Source organism: Pseudomonas wadenswilerensis, assembly GCF_024749185.1.
GTDB lineage: Bacteria > Pseudomonadota > Gammaproteobacteria > Pseudomonadales > Pseudomonadaceae > Aquipseudomonas > Aquipseudomonas wadenswilerensis.
The window spans coordinates 4,455,284-4,474,318 of the sequence record NZ_CP087191.1 but is presented as its reverse complement, the minus strand read 5'-3'; the positions used below and the strand labels follow the sequence as shown (position 1 = coordinate 4,474,318).

Below are 19,035 nucleotides of genomic sequence, written 5' to 3'. Positions count from 1 at the left end.
AACAATCCGTGAGCGACCTCGACGATCTGGCGGCCTTTGCCGCGTTGATGGATGCCGGCAGTTTCACCCTGGCCGCGCAGCAACTGGGCTGGAGCAAGGGGCAACTGTCCAAGCGCATCAGCGCCCTGGAAGCCAGCCATTCAGTGAAGTTGCTGCACCGCACCACCCGGCGCCTGAGCCTGACGGCTGCCGGCGCCATGTTGCTGCCTCAAGCGCAGGCGTTGGTGCGGCAGATGGAAGGGGCACGGCAAACCCTGGCCATGCTCAAGGACGAACTGGCGGGGCCGGTGCGTATCACCGTGCCGGTGTCGTTGGGGGAGACGTTCTTCGAGGGGTTGCTGATGGAGTTCGCCGCCACCTACCCGGACCTGCAGGTGGAGCTTGAGCTGAACAATGGTTATCGCGACCTTTTGGGCGAGGGTTTCGATCTGGCGATTCGTACCGAGGTGCAGGATGACGCGCGCCTGGTGGCTCGTCCGGTGCTGGCCATGCAGGAACTCACCTGTGCCAGCCCAGCCTATCTGCAACGTCATGGAGAGCCGCGGATACCGGCCGACTTGAGCGGCCATCGTTGCCTGCTCAATAGCCATTACAGTGGCCGTGAAGAATGGTTGTACCACCAGCAGCATGAATTGTTGCGGGTGCAGGTGGCCGGAAGCTTTGCGAGCAATCATTACAGCTTGCTGAAGAAGGCGGCACTGCTGGGTGCTGGCGTCGCTCGCTTGCCGTCGTACATGCTGCATGCAGAACTGGCTGACGGTCGCCTGCAGTGGTTGCTGCGCGACTATCAGACGCGCAGCGTACCGTTGTTTCTGGTACACCCCTATCAGGGCGGGATGCCGAAGCGGGTCCAGGTGCTGGCCGATTACCTGCTGGCCTGGTTCAGGCGTAGCAGTCAGGCGCTACGGACCCTCTAGGGTTACATCTTGTCGTCGTTCATTTCTTTTTTCATCATCTTGTCGTCCTTTTCCATCTTCTTGTCCTTGCTCATGTCCATCATCTTGTCGTCGGCCATTTTCTTGTCCATTTTCATGTCCTTGTCCATGCTCGCTTCCTTGCTCATTTTCATGTCGTCGGCAGCCTGTACCGCAGGCAGGAAGGCCAGGGCCGAGCCCAGGGAGAGGATGAGTGCGGCGGCGCTGAGGGTCTTGTTCATGATGAGGCTCCAGTAGTAAGAGGAGGTAAGAGCCAGTGGTTCTGGCTCACCTGCAGCACTAGAGTCCCTTGCCCGGGAGGCGTTACAGCGGGCAAGAAAAAAGGCCCGAAGGCCTTTTTCCTGATGTTGCATGCAACCGTGGGTATCAACCGCCCAGGTAGGCGTCACGAACCTTAGGATCGGTCAGCAGCGCTTCACCGGTACCTTCCATCACTACCCGGCCGTTTTCCAGCACATAGGCACGGTCAGCGACTTTCAGCGCCTGGTTGGCGTTCTGTTCGACCAGGAACACCGTGACGCCATCGCGGCGCAGTTGCTCGATGATGTCGAAGATCTGCTGGATGATGATCGGCGCCAGGCCCAGTGACGGCTCGTCAAGCAACAGCAGCTTGGGCTTGCTCATCAGCGCACGGCCGATGGCGAGCATCTGCTGTTCGCCGCCGGACATGGTGCCGCCGCGCTGGCTGAAGCGCTCCTTCAGGCGCGGGAACAGTTGCAGGACCTTGTCCATCTGCTCCTGGTAATCGCCCTTGTTGGTGAAGAAACCGCCCATGGCCAGGTTCTCCTCCACGGTCAGGCGGGCGAACACCCGGCGGCCTTCAGGGACCACGGCGATGCTTTTGCGCATGATGTGCGAGGACGGCTGGCCGACCAGTTCTTCACCCAGGTAGCGGATGCTGCCGCTTTGGGCCTGCGGCGAGCCGCAGAGGGTCATCAGCAGGGTCGACTTGCCGGCGCCGTTGGCGCCGATCAGGGTGACGATCTCGCCCTGGCGGATCTCGACGTTGACGCTGTGCAGTGCCTGGATCTTGCCGTAGAAGGTGGAAACGTTTTCGAACTGCAGCATTTACGCTTCCCCCAGGTAGGCTTTGATCACTTCAGGGTTGTCGCGGATCTGTTCCGGCGTACCGTCGGCCAGGGGCGTGCCCTGGTTGATCACCACGATGTGGTCGGAGATGCTCATGACCAGCTTCATGTCGTGCTCGATCAGCAGCACGGTGACGTTGTGCTCTTCGCGCAGCACGGTGATCAGGGCCTTGAGGTCTTCGGTCTCTTTCGGGTTGAGGCCGGCCGCCGGTTCGTCGAGCATGATGATCCGTGGACGGGTCATCATGCAGCGGGCGATTTCCAGGCGCCGTTGCTGGCCGTAGGCAAGCGTGCCGGCGGGGCGGTTGGCGAACTCGAGGAGGTTGACCTTCTCCAGCCAGTACCGTGCGTACTCTTTTGCTTCGAGCTCACTGCGGCGGAAGGACGGGGTCTTGAGCAGGCCGGCGAAGAAGTTGGTGTTCAGGTGCCGGTGCTGGGCGATCAGCAGGTTTTCCAGGGCGGTCATCTCTTTGAACAGACGCACGTTCTGGAAAGTCCGCACCACGCCCTTGCGGGCGATCTGATGGCCGGCCAGGCCCTGGATCGGCTGGCCGTCGAGCAGGATGCTGCCGGCGCTCGGCTTGTAGAAACCGGTCAGGCAGTTGAACACCGTGGTCTTGCCGGCGCCGTTCGGGCCGATCAACGCCACCACCTGTTTTTCCTTGACGGTCAGGGCCACGCCGTTGACCGCCAACAAGCCGCCGAAGCGCATGCTCAGGCCGCTGACTTGCAGAATTTCGCGGCTCATCGACGCAGCTCCATATGTGGACGTTGCATAGGCAGCAGGCCTTGCGGACGCCAGATCATCATCAACACCATCAGCGCACCGAACATCAACATGCGGTATTCGCTGAACTCACGCATCAGTTCCGGCAGCAGGATCATCACGATGGCCGCGAGGATCACGCCCAGTTGTGAGCCCATGCCGCCGAGCACGACGATGGCGAGGATGATGGCCGACTCGATGAAGGTGAACGACTCCGGTGTCACCAGGCCTTGGCGCGCGGCGAAGAAGCTGCCGGCGAAACCGGCAAAGCAGGCACCCAGGGTGAACGCCGAGAGTTTGATGATGGTCGGGTTCAGGCCCAGTGCGCGGCAGGCGATCTCGTCTTCACGCAGGGCTTCCCAGGCGCGACCGATCGGCATGCGCAGCAGCCGGTTGATCACGAACAGTGCCAGCAACGCCAGCAGCAGTGCCACCAGGTAGAGGAAGATCACCTTGTTGATCGAGTTGTACTGCAGGCCGAAGAACTCGTGGAAGGTCTGCATGCCCTCGGCGGCCTTGCGTTCGAAGGTCAGGCCGAAGAAGGTTGGTTTCTCGATGTTGCTGATCCCGTTTGGACCGCCGGTAAGACCGGTGAGGTTACGCAGGAACAGACGGATGATCTCACCGAAACCCAGGGTCACGATGGCCAGGTAGTCGCCGCGCAGACGCAGTACCGGGAAACCGAGCAGGAAGCCGAAGGTCGCCGCCATCAGGCCGGCGATCGGCAGGCAGATCCAGAAGCTCAGGCCGTAGTAGTGCGACAGCAGGGCATAGCTGTAGGCGCCGACGGCGTAGAAGCCGACATAACCCAGGTCGAGCAGGCCAGCCAGACCGACCACGATGTTCAGGCCCAGGCCCAGCAACACGTAGATCAAAATCAGGGTGGCGATGTCGACCGCGCCGCGCGAGCCGAAGAACGGCCAGACCAGCGCAACCATGATCAGACCGATGATGACCCAGCGTTGCGTCTTGGGCAGGGTCAGGAAGTTGCTCATGGCCGGCGAGATCAACTTGCGGCTCGAACGCCGGCTGGTTACCGCGCTCCACTGCTTGTCGAACAGCACGCGCAAGAACATCAGCACCGAACACACGGCGATGACCGTGAGGGTGAACGGCCCTTGGCTGTGGACGATCAGGTTGATGCCGTCGATGCTGAGTTTCAGGCCAAGCACCGGGAAGGCGACGGCCCAGACCAGCAAGGCGCTGAAAAACGCTTGTTTGAGATTTTTGTTCATACTTTTTCAACCTCCGGACGGCCGAGAATGCCGGTCGGACGGAACAACAGCACCAGAACCAAGAGACCGAACGCCACCACGTCCTTGTACTGGTCACCGAAGATATCGGCGCCAAAGGCTTCAGCCACCCCCAGCACCAGCCCGCCGAGCATGGCGCCCGGAATGCTGCCGATGCCGCCCAACACTGCCGCGGTAAAGGCCTTCAGGCCCACCAGGAAACCGGCGTTGGGGTTGATCACCCCGTACTGCATGCTCAGCAGCACGGCCGCCACGGCTGCCAGGGCAGCACCGATGACGAAGGTCAGGGCGATGATGTTGTTGGTGTTGATGCCCAACAGGTTGGCCATCTTGATGTCTTCGGCACAGGCCCGGCAGGCCCGGCCCAGACGCGAGCGGGAGATGAACAGGGTCAAACCGGTCATGGCCACCAGGGTGACGATGAAAACCAGGATCTGCATGTAGGAGATCAGCACTTCCTCTGCGCCGCCCGGGCCGAAGGAGATACTCCCAGGGATCAGGTTGGGGATGGACTTGTCCTTGGAGTCCTGGGATAGCAATACGGTGTTTTGCAGGAAAATCGACATGCCGATGGCAGAAATCAGCGGGATCAACCGGTTGCTGTTACGCAACGGACGGTAGGCGACCCGTTCGATACTGTAGCCATAGGCACTGGTTACGAAGATCGTGGCGACGAAGGCGACGGTCATCAATATCGGCAGTGAATCGATACCCATCATGGCCAGCCCGGCAAGGGCGATGAAAGCCACGTAGGAACCGATCATGTACACCTCGCCATGGGCGAAGTTGATCATTCCAATGATGCCGTAAACCATTGTGTAGCCAATGGCTATCAAGGCATAGGTGCTGCCAATGGTCAGGCCATTAACCAGCTGTTGGAAGAAGTGATAGATCTCAGGCATTACAGCGCTCCTAAAAACCTGATACGCATTTCACTGGTGGGGGTGCCCCCGGCCCGGTCTTGTGGTCTTGGCCACTTCGGCACAGGCAACTGCCAGCGAACCGCTGGTGACGGTTTTAAGATTTTCAGGTGAACCTGCTCCCGGATCGCGGGAATCAGGCCCATGAACCTCGTAAAACAAAGCCCACTGCTCGCACAGTGGGCTTGTAGTCATATAGTCAGACGGGATTACTGAGGAGAAACTTCGGTTTTAGGTTTGCCGAAATGCCATTCGTAGACCACGAATTTGAAGTCTTTCAGGTCGCCTTTGGCGTCGTACGACAGGTCACCGGTCGGGGTCTTGAAGGTGCCGGCGTGGATGGCTGCAGCCACCTTGTCGGTGTCTTCGGACTTGGCGGCCTTGATGCCTTCGGCGATCAGCTCGACAGCCGAGTAAGCCGGGAACACGAACGGGCCGCTTGGGTCTTTGCCGTCGGCCTTGATGGCATCGGCGATTGCCTTGTTCGCAGGGTCGGCGTCGAAGGACTTCGGCAGGGTGACCAGCAGGCCTTCGGAAGCGTTCTGGGCGATTTGCGAGATGGAATCGTTACCGACACCTTCCGGGCCCATGAACTTGGCGTTCAGGCCTTTCTCCTTGGCTTGGCGCAGGATCAGGCCCAGCTCTGGGTGGTAGCCGCCGTAGTAGACGAAGTCGACGTTGGCTTGCTTGAGCTTCTGGATGATCGAGGAGAAGTCCTTGTCGCCGGCGTTCAGGCCTTCGAAGACGGCAACCTTGGTGCCTTTGCCTTCCAGGGTCTGCTTGACGGCGCTGGCGATGCCTTCACCGTATTGCTGCTTGTCGTGCAGTACGGCAACGATTTTAGGTTTGACGTGGTCGGCAATGTAGTTGCCGGCTGCCGGGCCCTGGGCGCTGTCCAGGCCGATGGTACGGAAGATCAGCTTGTAGCCGCGGGAGGTGATTTCCGGGCTGGTGGCGGCCGGAGTGATCATGATCACGCCTTCGTCTTCGTAGATGTCGGACGCAGGCTGGGTGGAGCTGGAGCACAGGTGGCCGACCACGTACTTGACGCCGTCGTTGACCACTTTGTTGGCGACTGCCACGGCCTGTTTAGGGTCGCAGGCGTCATCGTATTCTTTGGCTTCAAGCATCTTGCCGTCGACGCCGCCCTTGGCGTTGATGTCCTTGATGGCCTGTTTTGCACCGATGAACTGCATGTCGCCGTACTGAGTGACCGGGCCGGTTTTCGGGCCGGCGATGCCGATCTTGATGGTATCGGCTGCAAACGAATGGCTGGCAACCCCGGCCAGAACCATTGCGGCAAACAGCTTGGAAATCTGCTTAGTAGCCTTACTCATAGTGCTCCACTCATTCTGTTGTAATTTTTATAGTCCTGGCGGCCAGAGCTTGAGGACCGGATCAGGTTCCATGGGAGGCCACGCCTCGTCACGGACCCGGATAACCCCCGGATTGGCCCTGGCAACTGTACCGGTACAGTGTAGAGCGCTGCTTTGTCGCTTGAAAAGCAGGCCCGCTGGGGCAAAATCAGGGGTGTCGCCTAATCGACAGAAAGTTATAGAAAAACGCCACTGGCTAGCCAGTTTTACTGGCCCATCCCGGGCATTTACCACCTTGTCGATCAATTACTTATTTTGAAACTGGGTTTTTCTGCAAAAATACCGACCTTTATCGCGGTCGAATTATTTCTGGTAGGAACCCATGACAGATCAACCAAGCACCCTCTATGCCAAATTGCTCGGCGAGACTGGAAGAATCGAGTGGAAAGCGCTGGAGCGTTTTTGGGCCAAGGGTGACCTGATTTGGGTCGACCCAACCCTGGACCTGATCGAAGTTGCACAGGCAATGGCCGAAAACCGTAGCGAAACCTTCGCTGAGTGGCGTAATGCTGGCACTGTCGGCCCGGTCACTGCAGAGCAGGCGCTAGACCTTCAGAACCGCGATCCAGAGATCTGGGCCGTGGTGGTCTCGCCGTTCATTGTGATTCAGGAAAAGACCAACGGTTGAAAGCGCGCCAAAATGGTGCGTGAAAATGCACAGCGAGGAGGTTTTGGTGCGCGGGACTGTTCAGCCGGGGTGGCTGTTGGTAACAGTTGGGTGTGCCGAGAGAGTACGGTAACAGTCTGATCGCGGGGCCAGCCCGCTCCTACAGATGTAGGAGCGGGCTGGCCCCGCGATGCTTTCAATCAGTAATCCACTTTCCCGGTGTGGCTGTTCAAAGAGATCACCCGGGTCTTGCCAATGCGGTGACGGTAAATCTCACGCAGGTATTTCACCGCTTTCTTCACGCATTCGCGTGACAGCCGGATGTCATTGATCGAGACGAACTTGCTCTTGTCGTTGATCAGCTCGCGGTATTTCTTCTCGTACATCGGTTTGATCGCGTACCAGTTGGTATCGAGGATCTTCGCCGGGTTCTCGAATTCGTTGAGCAGCTCATCGATGCGGTCTTCATCGAAGGCGTCGCTGGTGATGAACTCGAGGATGGCATTGTCCAGGGTATCGTCGAAGCGGTACGGGTTACGCGCAAAGCAACGCTTGATGAACGCCACGATCAAGGTCAGGAAGTCGTCCGACAGGCACGGGCTCTTGGCGATCAGGGTGGTCAGCGAGAGGTTGGCCGAGGCGCCGATGACCAGCGCGTAGCGCTTGAGCGTGGTGTTGGGGAACAGGCTGTTGAGGTGGGTCTTGAGCCGGTTCAGGTCCATGTACGACAGCTTGTAGTCCTTGGGCAGGGAGACGATCGACACCACCGACGAGCAATTCTTGAAAAAGTGCAGGTCGTGCAGCGCCGCTGCGTCATAGCCGGAGGCCTGGTATTGCTCCAGGGCGGCGCGGTAGCGGCGGGATTCGATCGGCAACAGGCTGATACCTTCGATCGCCTGGGTCACCTTGTTGAAATGCGGCAGGTCGATGGAACGGAAGAACAGGTCGTCGATGTTCAGCCGCGGCTGCTCTTTCTCGAACACTTTGAACTTGTCCGAGCTTGGCGACGGCTGTTCCGGTACCACCGATTCGGCATAGGCAATGGCCACGGGGCCGGCCAGGCTCATGAACAGGTCGTTGGCATCCAGGCGGATGGTTTCGCCGATGTCGATGCCGGCACGGCGGAAGTAGTTCTGGTCGTAGTCGGTGGTTACCGCCTGGGCGGTGAGGATGTTGAAGATCTGCTGGGAGATGTACTGGTTGGCGTGCTTCTCCATGGCATTGACGTCGATGTTCTGGATGTTGCCGTCATCGTTCTCTTCGGCGTAGCGCATGATGTCGTTGGAAATCAGCATCATCGCGTTCCACGGGCGGATGCGGCCCATGACGCTGGCTTCGCTGCTGTCTTCATTGTCGAAGTTGTAAGAGAAGTCCCATTCCTCCGACAAATACTTGCACAGCAGCCGCCCGGCGTTGATGTGCAGGGCTTCGGACATTTCGCTGCGGTGATCGGAAATGTTTGGCAGCACGCAGATGCCGCTGGTGAAGATCGGCTCGAAGACGAACGAATGACCGCTCTTGCCGTCGTTCTCGTCGGCCGGCTTGGTGTCGAAGGTCTTGTTCATGTACGAGTACTGCTGGGCCAGGCCAAATTCCGAAGCCATGCCCGAACCCGTACCGCCACCGGCGCTGAAGATGTAGAAGTACAGCCGCGACTGGTTGGCCTTGATCCCGCAGGAGTCGATCAGGTACGAGTGGATCAGCTTCCAGTCCGCGCTGGAAAAGCGGTGGGTTTCCTTGTTGAGGATGATCTTGGCCAGGTACTGGCCGAGGATCGGCGCGTTACCGGCGCCACCGGCATGGACTTCCGAGAGGTCCATGATCTTCATCTTGCTGTAGTCGCGGATAAAGCCGCTCTTCTCGCCCTTGCGCGAAAAGCGGATCCGCCCGGCGATGTCCTTGTCGAGATCACCGAGCATGACCAGTGGCTCTACCAGGAATACCGGTTTGCTGCCCTTGTTCTGCACCAGGCGCAGGTTGTTGCGAATCCAGCGTGCCGGGCTGTAGTTCGGTTCGCTGCCGGCGCGGTCTTCGTTGTTGAATTCGTTGAGGTAGAAGGTCCTGGCGTTGTATACAAGTTCTGCAACATCCAGGGCGATGTTCGAGCCACAACGGCCCAGGCCGATCAGGCACACCGAAGGAAACTGCTGGTCCAGGCGCAGTTGGGTGTCGTCTTCGACATGCACGCTGGGCGGGAACACCAGGTCGCGCAGGCCGTCGAGGTTGTCGAGGATGCGCTGGATATCGGTCTCGGTGAAGTACAGGTACTGCTGCGGGTTAAGCGCCCGCGGGCTGTAGAAACTCGAGCCGGGAGCGCTGTACGCGGGAGTGGATGAAGTCAGCTCGGAAACCGCGTTGGCAGAAGTAGTCTTGGAGGTCATTTTGCGCCATTTGCCTGGAGGTGGGTGGCTGTTCTAGTAGGTAGCATAGAGCCATCACTGGATGAGGTTCGCGACTGTATCAGTGCGCATTTGGCGTGAGCGATAGGGGTTAACCCTATGCCTATGTAGGTGTTTTCCTTGCCACGCCTGCAAACTGAATCGTCCGATCAGTCAACTTCTTTAATCTGTCTGGAGCTTTACATGAGCACTGCACGTCCTTCGTTGGGGTTTGCCGGTATCGGGCTGATGGGCTTGCCGATGTGTCGTAGGCTGTTGGCGGCGGGTTATCCGCTGACGGTGTGGAACCGCTCGCCGGACAAATGCGCCGAACTGGTCAAGGCCGGTGCCCGTCAGGTGGCGACCCCGGCCGAGCTGTGCCAGCACGCCGATGTGTTGATGCTGTGCCTGGCCGACACGGCCGTGGTGCGCGAGGTAGTGTTTGGCGAACAGGGCATCGTTACCGCGGGCAAGGCCGGTCAGTTGCTGGTGGATTTCTCCAGCCTTGAACCGACAGCCACCCGCGAGATGGCCAGCGAGTTGGCAGCGAAGACCGGCATGGGCTGGCTCGATACCCCGGTATCCGGCGGCACTCCGGGCGCCGAAGCCGGTACCTTGGCGATCATGGTCGGTGGTGCGGTGGCGGACCTTGATCGCGTACGCCCGGCGCTTTTGACCCTCGGCCAGCGCGTGACCCACATGGGACCGGTCGGGGCAGGGCAGGTGACCAAGGCCTGTAACCAGATGATCGTCGCCTGCAATGCGCTGGTAATTGCCGAAGTGGTGGCGCTGGCCGAGCAGTCGGGCGTGGACGCCAGCCTGATCGCCGAGGCGTTGGCGGGTGGTTTCGCCGATTCAAAGCCGCTGCAGATCCTTGCCCCGCAAATGGCCGAAAGCCGTTTCGAGCCGGTGAAGTGGCACGTGCGCACCTTGCTCAAGGACCTGGACACTGCGGTGAAATTTTCCCGCGAACAGGGTTCGTCGACGCCGATCAGTGGCCTGGCCGCCCAACTGATGCGCTTGCATGGTAGTCAGGGCTATCTGCAAAAAGATCCGGCGACCTTGATTGATCTGTACCGGCGTAAGGATTGAAGCTGCTCAGCGCTTGTTCATGGCGCTGGTTTAGCTCGCCAAGGATCGGCCGCAGTTCACCCAGCGGTACTGGCCGGCTGAGCAGATAACCCTGGAGGAAATCGCAGCCTTGCTGGGCGAGGAACTGGTACTGCTCGATGGTTTCGACGCCTTCGGTGATCACCTGCAGGTGCAGGGTGTGAGCCATGACGATGATTGCCTGGACGATTTCCATGTCCTGTCGGCAACGCGGTACATCCTGAATGAACGAACGATCGATCTTCAGGGTGTCCAGCGGCAGGCGCTTGAGGTAGGCCAGTGACGAGTAGCCGGTGCCGAAGTCATCGATCGACAGCGACACGCCCAGGGCACGGATGCCCTTGAGCAGGGTGATGGTGGTGTGGATGTTGCCCATCAGCGCGTTTTCAGTGACTTCCAGTTCCAGTTGGTGCGCCGGGATACCGGCCTGGCGCAGGGCATCTTCAACCTCCCGGGCCAGTTCCTCGCGGGCCAGGGTCAAGGCCGAGCAGTTGACCGTCACCTTGAGCCCGTCATAACCGTGGCGGTTAAGTTGGGCCAGGTCTTCGCAGGCATGGCGCAGTACCCAGAGGTCGAGTTCGGCGATCAGGCCATTGGCTTCGGCAATGCCGATAAAACGGTCGGGGCTGAGCAGGCCATGCTGCGGGTGCTGCCAGCGCACCAGTGCTTCGAGCTTGGCGACCTGGCCGCTATGCAAATCGAAAATCGGTTGGTAGTGGATGCGCAGGCCCCGCTCTTCCAGAAGGGCGATACGCAGCTCCTCCTCCAGTTGCAGCTCGAGGGTGGCGCGGGTTTTCAGGTTGCTGTTGAAGAAATTCAGGTTATTGCGCCCGCAGCCCTTGGATTGGTACAGGGCCAGGTCGGCGTTTTTCAGCAGCTCTTCACAGCTGCGGCCATCGTCGGGAAACACGCTGATACCGATGCTGGTGGTCATGACCATGCGCCGCCCGGCCAGGTCGATCGGCTCTTTCATCTTCTGCATGATGCGCTGGGCCAGGTGCCGGGCCTCGTCGCGGCTGTGCAGGGCGGTGAGGATGCAGAACTCGTCGCCGCCAAAACGGGCGACCACATCCTGGCTGCGGGTGGCAGTCTTGATATGCGTGGCAATCACCTTTAGCAGCTCGTCGCCAGCGTCATGGCCGAGGCTGTCGTTGATACGCTTGAAGTGGTCGATATCGAGGAACATCACTGCCAGCATGCCGTCATTGGCTGTTTGTTCGGCCAGGCGCTCGGCGAACACCTGGTTGAAGCCGCGGCGGTTGACCAGGTTGGTCAGGGCGTCGTAGTGGGCGGCCTGCTGCAGGGAGACCCGGGCCTGGTCCAGTTGGCTGAGCAACACGTTGACCCGGCGCAGGTCGTGCTCCTTGCTTTGCAGCTTCTTGTCCGAAAGCGCGGCGCTGATGCTGCTGGCGCTGATCAGCAGGGTGATAAAGGCGATGGTCAGGCTCAGTTGCAGGCTGTTGTCGCTGACCGGCAGCGCCAACGGGGTGTCTGGGGGAATCACCAGGGTCAGTGCCGCCATCCCCAGCAGGTGGGTGCCGACAATGCCAGCGGCCATCAGCAGGCTGGCGCCGTACTTCATCAGTTGATAAAGGGTGCCGCTGCCGTTGCGAAAGAAGCGGGCGAACAGCAGCGCTGCCAGGCTGGTAGCGATTGCGGCGGCGACGGAGGCGGCGAACAGGTCGGGGCGATAGAACTGCTGGGCGGTCGAGCGCATGGCAGCCATGCCGGTGTAGTGCATGGCGACGATGCCCAGGCCGAAGCAAACCGCCGCTTGCAGGTAGTGGCGTGGCCGCAGTTCCTGGCGGCCGAGGGTATTCATGGCCATCCAGCCGGCCAGCAGCATGATCAGCAGCGACACCCCGGTCAGGGCTACGTCGTAGTGAACTTCCAGCGGTGTCTGCAAGGCCAGCATGCTGATGAAGTGCATGGCCCAGATGCCGCCAGCCAGGCAGCAGGCACCGAGCAGGCGCCACTGCCGCTGGGCTGCGGGCAATTCGACGTGGCTCAGGCGTTCGGCCATATCGAGGGTGGCGAAGCTGCCAGCACAGGCAATCAGGAATGCAAGCAGCACCAGGTAGGGGTTATGCCTGCAATCAATCAGGATCTGTCCGGTTGCCGGAAGTTCGGCGAGCATTTCTAGCCCCAGCCACTCCATAGCATTCCTCGTCGTCGAGTGTGCACTCGTCCCCCAATCGCCCGCTCGGAGACCGTTCTGCAGGAGTATAGGAACTCAGCATTAGCCCATCCTGATTAATGGCACATTGACTCCTACGATTTGGTCATTGAGCCAATAGCGCCGGGTTCTAAAACTGCAAATGGTTACAATTACCCAGTATCAGTGCGGTCAATGGTGGCAGACAGATCGCAGATGGCCCTCTAGATTCAGTTCGGTGTGCTGGAAAGCCCCGAACAATAACAACGAGGGACTGATCGATGCAGAGCTCCACTCAAGCGGCGAACGCCTGGCGAATCCTGTTTCTGTTGTTTCTGGCCAACCTGTTCAACTTCTTCGACCGCACCATTCCCGCCATCATCATCGAGCCGATCCGCCTGGAATGGCACCTGAGCGACTTTCAGATCGGTTTGCTCGGCACGGCCTTCACTCTGGTTTATGCGATTGCCGGGCTGCCGTTGGGGCGCTTGGCCGACAACGGTTCACGCAGCAAATTGATGGGCTGGGGGCTGATGGCCTGGAGCGGGCTGACTGCGGTCAACGGCATGGTCGGCAGTTTCTGGAGCTTTTTGCTGGTGCGCATGGGCGTGGGCATCGGTGAAGCCAGTTATGCGCCAGCCGCCAACTCGCTGATCGGCGACCTGTTCCCCGCTGAACGGCGGGCGCGGGCCATGGGCATCTTCATGCTCGGGCTGCCGTTGGGGTTGTTGCTGGCGTTCTTCACTATTGGTGCGATGGTGCAAGCCTTTGACAGCTGGCGGGCGCCATTCTTTATCGCTGCGGTGCCGGGGCTGTTGCTGGCGGTGTTCATGTTCATGATCCGCGAGCCGGCGCGGGGGGCGGCAGAGTCGGTGGCGATTTCCCAGGCGCCGCTGGACCGGCCGTTACGCCGGGTCCTGAGCGTACCGACCTTTTGCTGGCTGGTGCTGGCCGGCCTGACCTTCAACTTTGCTACCTACGCGTGCAACTCGTTCATGGTGCCGATGCTGCAACGTTACTTCCTGCTCTCGCTACAGCAGGCGGCGGTAGCCACCGGGGTGATCGTCGGCCTGACCGGCCTGGTGGGCTTGACCCTCGGCGGCTGGATTGCCGACAAGGTGCACCAGCGCTTTGCCAACGGACGCTTGTTGTTCGGTGCCCTGAGCATGCTGATTGCGTCGCTGGCCACCGCCTGGGCATTGCACGCGGGGCGCATCGAGATTGGCGTGTTCGTGGCCGTGTTCGGTGTCGGCTGGTTGTTTGCCTACAACTTCTATACCTGCGTCTACACCGCAATTCAGGATGTGGTGCAGCCGCGGCTGCGGGCGACGGCGATGGCGCTGTTCTTTGCCGGGCTTTATCTGCTGGGCGGCGGCTTGGGGCCGGTGGTAGTGGGGGCGCTGTCGGACCATTTTGCCGTGGCGGCGATGCAGGCCGCGGGGCAGGTGCAGATGAGCGAGGCGTTCAAGGCTGAAGGCCTGCATGGGGCGATGTACCTGATACCGGTGGCGTTGTCGCTGACGCTGGTGTTCCTGTTGTTCGCCTCTCGGTGCTTTAGCCGCGATGCGCAGAGGATGAGGGAGGGGATGGTGGCTGACAGTGAGGGGGGAGCGGGCAAGTTTGCCCAGGCCTGAGGGGCCTCATCGCCAGCAAGGCTGGCTCCCACAAGGTTCAATGTTTGCCTGCAATCTGCAGGTTGATAAAGATCCTGTGGGAGCTGGCTTTGCCAGCGATGAACACGACGCGGTTTAGCCGGCGACCAACACCCGGATCGCTTCCAGGCGCAGCGCCGCTTTCTCCAGCATCGCCAGGCCTTGTTCACGCTGCTTGCGCAGGGCGTCGATTTCACTGTCGCGAACGGTCGGGTTGACCGCCTGCAGCGCAGTCAGGCGCGCCAGCTCTTCGTCGGTTTCGGCGGCCAGACGGCGCTGGGCTTCGGCGACACGCTCGGCATGGCGCGGCATGATCTTGGCTTCGCCACCGTTGATCCGCGGGGCCAGCACGTCGCGCTGGGCCTGGATGAACTTGTTGGCGCTGGCCTTGGGCACGCTTTCGAGCTGGTCGTTGAGGGTTTCGAAGGAAACTCGCGAAGCCAGGTCGTTGCCGTTGGTGTCGAGCAGGCAGCGCAAGGCGGCTGGCGGCAGGTAACGGCCCAGTTGCAGGGCGCGCGGGGCAACCACTTCGCTGACGTACAGCAGCTCCAGCAGCACGGTACCGGGCTTGAGCGCCTTGTTCTTGATCAGCGCCACCGAGGTGTTGCCCATCGAGCCGGACAGCACCAGGTCCATGCCGCCCTGGACCATCGGGTGCTCCCAGGTGATGAACTGCATGTCTTCACGCGACAGCGCCTGGTTGCGGTCGTAGGTAATGGTCACGCCTTCGTCGTCGCCCAGCGGGAAGCTGGCGTCGAGCATTTTTTCGCTCGGCTTGAGGATCAGGGCGTTTTCCGAATGGTCTTCGCTGTCGATGCCAAAAGCGTCGAACAGGGTTTCCATGTAGATCGGCAGGGCAAACTGGTCGTCCTGCTCAAGAATCGCCTCGACCAGTTCCTGGCCTTCACCGGCGCCACCGGAGTTGAGTTCCAGCAGGCGGTCGCGGCCGCTGTGCAGCTCGGCTTCCAGGCGCTCGCGCTCGGCACGGGCCTCGTCCACCAGCGCTTGCCACTCATCGTCGTCACCGCTTTCGAGCAGCGGCAGCAGGCGCGGGCCGAACTGGTGCTGCAAGGCGTTGCCGGTCGGGCAGGTGGCGAGGAAGGCGTTCAGGGCCTGGTTGTACCACTGGAACAGACGCTCTTGCGGGCTGTTCTGCAGGTGCGGCACGTGCAGTTCGATGGTGTGCTTCTGGCCGATCCGGTCCAGACGCCCGATACGCTGCTCGAGCAGGTCCGGGTGGGCGGGCAGGTCGAACAGCACCAGGTGATGGGCAAACTGGAAGTTGCGGCCTTCACTGCCGATTTCCGAGCAGATCAGCACCTGGGCGCCAAACTCTTCGTCGGCGAAGTAGGCGGCGGCGCGGTCACGCTCAAGGATGCTCATGCCTTCATGGAACACCGTGGCCGGAATGCCGGAGCGCACGCGCAGGGCGTCTTCCAGGTCCATGGCGGTTTCGGCGTGGGCGCAGATCACCAGGACCTTGACCCGCTTGAGCATCTTCAGGGTGTCGATCAGCCAGTCGACCCGTGGGTCGAAACGCCACCAGCGCTCTTCTTCGCTGCCTTCGCCCTGGGACTGGAAGGCCACTTCCGGGTACAGCTCGGCGTGCTCGCCCAGCGGCAGCTCCATGTACTGGTCGGGGTTGGGCAGCGGATAGGGGTGCAGGTTACGCTCAGGGAAGCCCAGGACGGCGGCGCGGGTGTTGCGAAACAGCACGCGGCCGGTACCGTGGCGGTCAAGCAGCTCGCGGATCAAGCGGGCGCTGGCCTGGGTGTCGCCATCGTTGACCGCGGCCAGCAAAGCTTCGCCTTCGGCACCGAGGAATCCTTCGATGGTAGCGTGGGCCTTGGGCGACAGGCGGCCTTCGTCGAGCAGTTCCTGTACCGCTTCGGCTACCGGGCGATAGTGTTCGCTCTCGGCGCGGAAGGCGGCCAGGTCGTGGAAACGGTTCGGGTCGAGCAGGCGCAGGCGGGCGAAGTGGCTGTCCTGGCCCAGTTGCTCCGGGGTGGCGGTCAGCAGCAGCACGCCGGGGATGACCTCGGCCAGTTGCTCGACCAGGGCGTATTCGGGGCTGACCTGCTCTTCATGCCAGACCAGGTGGTGCGCCTCGTCGACCACCAGCAAGTCCCAGCCGGCGGCAAACAACGCGTCCTGGGCCTTCTCGTCTTCTGTCAGCCATTCCAGGGCGACCAGCGCCAGCTGGGCATCCTCGAAGGGGTTGCCGGCGTCGCTTTCGATAAAGCGCTCGACATCGAACAGGGCGACCTCAAGGTTGAAGCGCCGGCGCATTTCCACCAGCCACTGGTGCTGCAGGTTCTCCGGGACCAGGATCAGCACGCGGCTGGCGCGGCCCGACAGCAACTGGCGATGGATGACCAGGCCTGCTTCGATGGTCTTGCCCAGGCCCACTTCGTCGGCCAGCAGTACCCGCGGAGCGATACGGTCGGCCACTTCCCGGGCGATGTGCAGCTGGTGGGCAATCGGTTGTGCGCGGGTGCCGCCCAGGCCCCAGAGCGACGACTGCAGCTGACGGCTGGTGTGCTCCAGAGTGTTGTAGCGCAGCGAGAACCACGGCAGCGGGTCGATCTGCCCGGCAAACAGGCGGTCGCTGGCCAGGCGGAACTGGATGAAGTTCGACAGCTGGGTTTCCGGCAGGGTGCGCGCCTGGTTCTGGGCGTCGAGGCCGTGATAGACCAGCAGGCCGTCGACATCCTCGACCTCGCGCACGGTCAGCTTCCACCCTTCGAAATGGGTGATCTGGTCGCCAGGCGAGAAGCGCACCCGGGTCAGGGGCGCATTGCGCAGGGAGTACTGGCGGGTGTCGCCAGTGGCCGGGTAGAGCACGGTCAACAAGCGGCCGTCCTGTGCCAGAACGGTCCCCAGACCCAGCTCGGCTTCGCTGTCGCTGATCCAGCGTTGCCCCGGTTGATACTGCTGCGCCATACTGCCTGACTCCCGCCATGAAAAGCCGACTATCTTAACGGATAGCTCTGTGCAGACCAAAGAGTCTAGCAACTTCATCGACGAAAACCGCTGTCGCCAGTGAGGGCCTGATACAGCCATGCCGATCTCCAACCCCTGGTTCATCCGAACACTGGCCGTGGCGGGACTGCTACTGCTGGGTGCCTGCGACAAGAAAAGTTTCGAAATACTTGCGCCGATTCCCACTGCGCAGCTTGAGGCCCTGGGCGTGCAATCGCCGGTGCAGAGCGTGCATTACCGCGACCACGAGGGCGAAGGCCTGCTCATGCTGAGCCGCAATGACGATCAGGTCAGCGACGAGGAAACCGATCAGGACGTCGACCGCGTGGTGCTCAGTGCAACACTCTATGAGCGCCAGGGCGATGACAGCTTCAAGGCGCGCTGGAAGATCGAGAACGAGACCACCTGTGCCGGGCTCGACCTGGATGTCGGCTTCTATACCGATGTCAGCGGCGTCAGCGACCTGAACAACAACGGCGTGGCTGAACTGACGGTGGCCAGCCACGCCTTTTGTGGTGGCGGCATCGACCCCCATGAACTGCATGTCGAGCTGCGTGAAGGCCAGGCCAGCTATGCTATCAATGGCCAGTCGCTGATCGCGATCGAGGGCGATGAGCCCTATGGCGGTGAGCGCGAAGACAGCCCGTCGCTCAAGGACGCGCCGCAAGCCCTGCGCGATCATCTGAACGAAGTGTGGAACAAGGTGCTCAAACGTCCGTGGAGCGAAGCCCAGCCCGCGCCGACGGACGAGGAAGACGATCAGTAGCCGGCAATTGTGAAGCGCCCCGCACATTTTACCGGCCCTGGCTAAAGGCCTTAGGCCATCAGCCGACACACTGGCGACAGGAGATCACCCCATGCTGCCGCCCCTCATCCCGCTCAGCGCTGCACCCGTGACACAACAACTGGACCCGGTGAAGCCGACGCCGGACATCAAGCCCGTGGTCCCGGCCCAGCCGACCTCCAGTGACAGTGCCATCGACCTCAAGCAGCGTGACCCGGAGCAGGCGGCCATTCTCTTGCGCGAAGAGCAGCGGCGTCACCAGCGTCGGCGCCAGTCGAGCCAGGACGAAGAACTGTATCAAGCGCTGCCCGGCGATGAGGTCAACGCCGACAACACCGTGCCGGTGGCGCCGTTGATGGGTGAGCAGCCGCGCCAGGGGCTGCTGGTGGACATCGAAGTCTGAGGATACAAGCGCTACTGGTCAGCGCCGGCTGCAGCCTTCATCATTGCAGCACTGCAGTCAGCTTCCCGAGCCCACCATGAGCCAAGACGACAACCTGATCGACCTCGGTGCCGAACGTGCACGCCGGGTCCACGACCTCAATGAAAAGCGCCTGAACGAAGTTCGCCAGGCGTTCGAGCAGGCCATGCCGCTGGGCAAGGCGAAGAAGAAGCCCAAGGGCAAACCCAAGAAGCGTTGAAAACTTGATGCAGGTCAAGCCTGCACCCGCCTTGCGCGCCCGGTTCCGGGCGCTATTGACCTCGGTCAATTTCCTCCCCCGCCCCATTCGTTACCTTAAGCCCATCGGACAGGTTCAGGCGAATGGAGGCCGACATGTTCTTCGATAATGTGGTTATCGCTGGAGTGATTACAGTCGGTCTGATGCTGCTGTTCTTCGTCGGATTCGGAATTTTCATCTGGAAAGACTCGAACAAGCGCAAAGAGCGCTGATCCTTTTCAGTCACGAGCACGCAAGGCATTTAGGGCGACTTCGGTCGCCCATTTTTTTGTCCGGTGAAAAAACCTTTCAGCACCTCTGGACTATTAATAGTTAGCTAGCTAATAATTAAGCCCTGAACTTCTTGCCT

The 19,035-nt window shown here is 61.0% G+C and carries 17 protein-coding genes; 8 read left to right on the top strand and 9 right to left on the bottom strand.

Going from position 1 to position 19,035, the window contains the following annotated elements:
- Nucleotides 1-8 precede the first annotated feature (8 nt).
- The gene (locus LOY45_RS20515) at nucleotides 9-917 is read left to right on the top strand and encodes a LysR family transcriptional regulator (RefSeq protein ID WP_115085663.1); all 909 of its coding nucleotides are present in this window, start codon (nucleotides 9-11) and stop codon (nucleotides 915-917) included.
- Nucleotides 918-919: 2 nt separating this feature from the next.
- Here the strand turns inward: LOY45_RS20515 and LOY45_RS20510 are convergent, their stop codons facing one another.
- From LOY45_RS20510 to LOY45_RS20485, 6 genes are all read right to left on the bottom strand, one after another.
- Nucleotides 920-1,156 (bottom strand): hypothetical protein, encoded by a 237-nt coding sequence (locus LOY45_RS20510; protein WP_115085664.1) that lies wholly within the window; start codon nucleotides 1,154-1,156, stop codon nucleotides 920-922.
- 145 nt (nucleotides 1,157-1,301) lie between these two features.
- Entirely contained in the window at nucleotides 1,302-2,003 is a 702-nt protein-coding gene (locus LOY45_RS20505) for an ABC transporter ATP-binding protein (RefSeq protein ID WP_115085665.1), read from the bottom strand.
- Nucleotides 2,004-2,771: a high-affinity branched-chain amino acid ABC transporter ATP-binding protein LivG gene (gene livG, locus LOY45_RS20500; RefSeq protein ID WP_115085666.1), complete on the bottom strand. Its 768-nt coding sequence runs from the start codon at nucleotides 2,769-2,771 to the stop codon at nucleotides 2,004-2,006. It abuts the gene before it with no gap.
- The gene (locus LOY45_RS20495; RefSeq protein WP_115085667.1) at nucleotides 2,768-4,024 is read right to left on the bottom strand and encodes a high-affinity branched-chain amino acid ABC transporter permease LivM; all 1,257 of its coding nucleotides are present in this window, start codon (nucleotides 4,022-4,024) and stop codon (nucleotides 2,768-2,770) included. Before LOY45_RS20495 ends, livG begins: the two co-directional genes overlap by 4 nt.
- Nucleotides 4,021-4,944, bottom strand: coding sequence for a high-affinity branched-chain amino acid ABC transporter permease LivH (livH, locus tag LOY45_RS20490; protein ID WP_045185823.1), 924 nt, complete (start codon nucleotides 4,942-4,944; stop codon nucleotides 4,021-4,023). The genes LOY45_RS20495 and livH overlap by 4 nt, the downstream gene beginning before the upstream one ends.
- Nucleotides 4,945-5,171: 227 nt before the next feature.
- Nucleotides 5,172-6,299 carry a branched-chain amino acid ABC transporter substrate-binding protein gene (locus LOY45_RS20485; protein WP_115085668.1) on the bottom strand — a complete coding sequence of 376 codons (1,128 nt, stop codon included), beginning with the start codon at nucleotides 6,297-6,299 and terminating at the stop codon, nucleotides 5,172-5,174.
- 361 nt (nucleotides 6,300-6,660) lie between these two features.
- Here LOY45_RS20485 and LOY45_RS20480 point away from each other — a divergent pair, with 361 nt between their 5' ends.
- Nucleotides 6,661-6,966, top strand: a complete 306-nt coding sequence (locus LOY45_RS20480; protein WP_115085669.1) for a DUF2288 domain-containing protein — start codon at nucleotides 6,661-6,663, stop codon at nucleotides 6,964-6,966.
- A gap of 179 nt (nucleotides 6,967-7,145) precedes the next feature.
- Here LOY45_RS20480 and LOY45_RS20475 read toward each other — a convergent pair whose 3' ends face one another.
- Nucleotides 7,146-9,326 carry a hypothetical protein gene (locus LOY45_RS20475; RefSeq protein ID WP_115085670.1) on the bottom strand — a complete coding sequence of 727 codons (2,181 nt, stop codon included), beginning with the start codon at nucleotides 9,324-9,326 and terminating at the stop codon, nucleotides 7,146-7,148.
- A 201-nt stretch (nucleotides 9,327-9,527) separates the two neighbouring features.
- On the opposite strand from LOY45_RS20475, the gene LOY45_RS20470 reads away from it, so the two are divergent.
- Complete coding sequence (locus LOY45_RS20470) at nucleotides 9,528-10,415, top strand: NAD(P)-dependent oxidoreductase (protein WP_115085671.1); 888 nt, start codon at nucleotides 9,528-9,530, stop codon at nucleotides 10,413-10,415.
- On the opposite strand, the gene LOY45_RS20465 is transcribed toward LOY45_RS20470, so the two are convergent.
- On the bottom strand, nucleotides 10,315-12,591 hold the full coding sequence (locus LOY45_RS20465) for a putative bifunctional diguanylate cyclase/phosphodiesterase (protein WP_115085672.1): 2,277 nt from the start codon (nucleotides 12,589-12,591) through the stop codon (nucleotides 10,315-10,317). The two genes, LOY45_RS20470 and LOY45_RS20465, sit on opposite strands and share 101 nt — an antisense overlap.
- 278 nt (nucleotides 12,592-12,869) lie before the next feature.
- Between LOY45_RS20465 and LOY45_RS20460 the strand changes: the two genes are divergently transcribed.
- Complete coding sequence (locus LOY45_RS20460; RefSeq protein ID WP_258578274.1) at nucleotides 12,870-14,222, top strand: spinster family MFS transporter; 1,353 nt, start codon at nucleotides 12,870-12,872, stop codon at nucleotides 14,220-14,222.
- Between the two features lie 114 nt (nucleotides 14,223-14,336).
- Here the strand turns inward: LOY45_RS20460 and rapA are convergent, their stop codons facing one another.
- Nucleotides 14,337-17,183 carry an RNA polymerase-associated protein RapA gene (rapA, locus tag LOY45_RS20455; RefSeq protein WP_115085674.1) on the bottom strand — a complete coding sequence of 949 codons (2,847 nt, stop codon included), beginning with the start codon at nucleotides 17,181-17,183 and terminating at the stop codon, nucleotides 14,337-14,339.
- 118 nt (nucleotides 17,184-17,301) lie between these two features.
- On the opposite strand from rapA, the gene LOY45_RS20450 reads away from it, so the two are divergent.
- The 4 genes from LOY45_RS20450 (at nucleotide 17,302) to ccoM (ending at nucleotide 18,898) form a co-directional block, all read left to right on the top strand.
- A complete protein-coding gene (locus LOY45_RS20450; protein ID WP_258578273.1) occupies nucleotides 17,302-17,988 on the top strand; it encodes a M949_RS01915 family surface polysaccharide biosynthesis protein in 687 nt (228 codons plus the stop codon).
- A gap of 91 nt (nucleotides 17,989-18,079) precedes the next feature.
- The gene (locus LOY45_RS20445) at nucleotides 18,080-18,409 is read left to right on the top strand and encodes an aspartate-semialdehyde dehydrogenase (RefSeq protein ID WP_115085676.1); all 330 of its coding nucleotides are present in this window, start codon (nucleotides 18,080-18,082) and stop codon (nucleotides 18,407-18,409) included.
- 76 nt (nucleotides 18,410-18,485) lie between these two features.
- Nucleotides 18,486-18,647 (top strand): hypothetical protein, encoded by a 162-nt coding sequence (locus LOY45_RS20440; RefSeq protein WP_010221101.1) that lies wholly within the window; start codon nucleotides 18,486-18,488, stop codon nucleotides 18,645-18,647.
- A 134-nt stretch (nucleotides 18,648-18,781) separates the two neighbouring features.
- The gene (gene ccoM, locus LOY45_RS26865) at nucleotides 18,782-18,898 is read left to right on the top strand and encodes a cytochrome c oxidase subunit CcoM (RefSeq protein WP_276330486.1); all 117 of its coding nucleotides are present in this window, start codon (nucleotides 18,782-18,784) and stop codon (nucleotides 18,896-18,898) included.
- Nucleotides 18,899-19,035 lie beyond the last annotated feature (137 nt).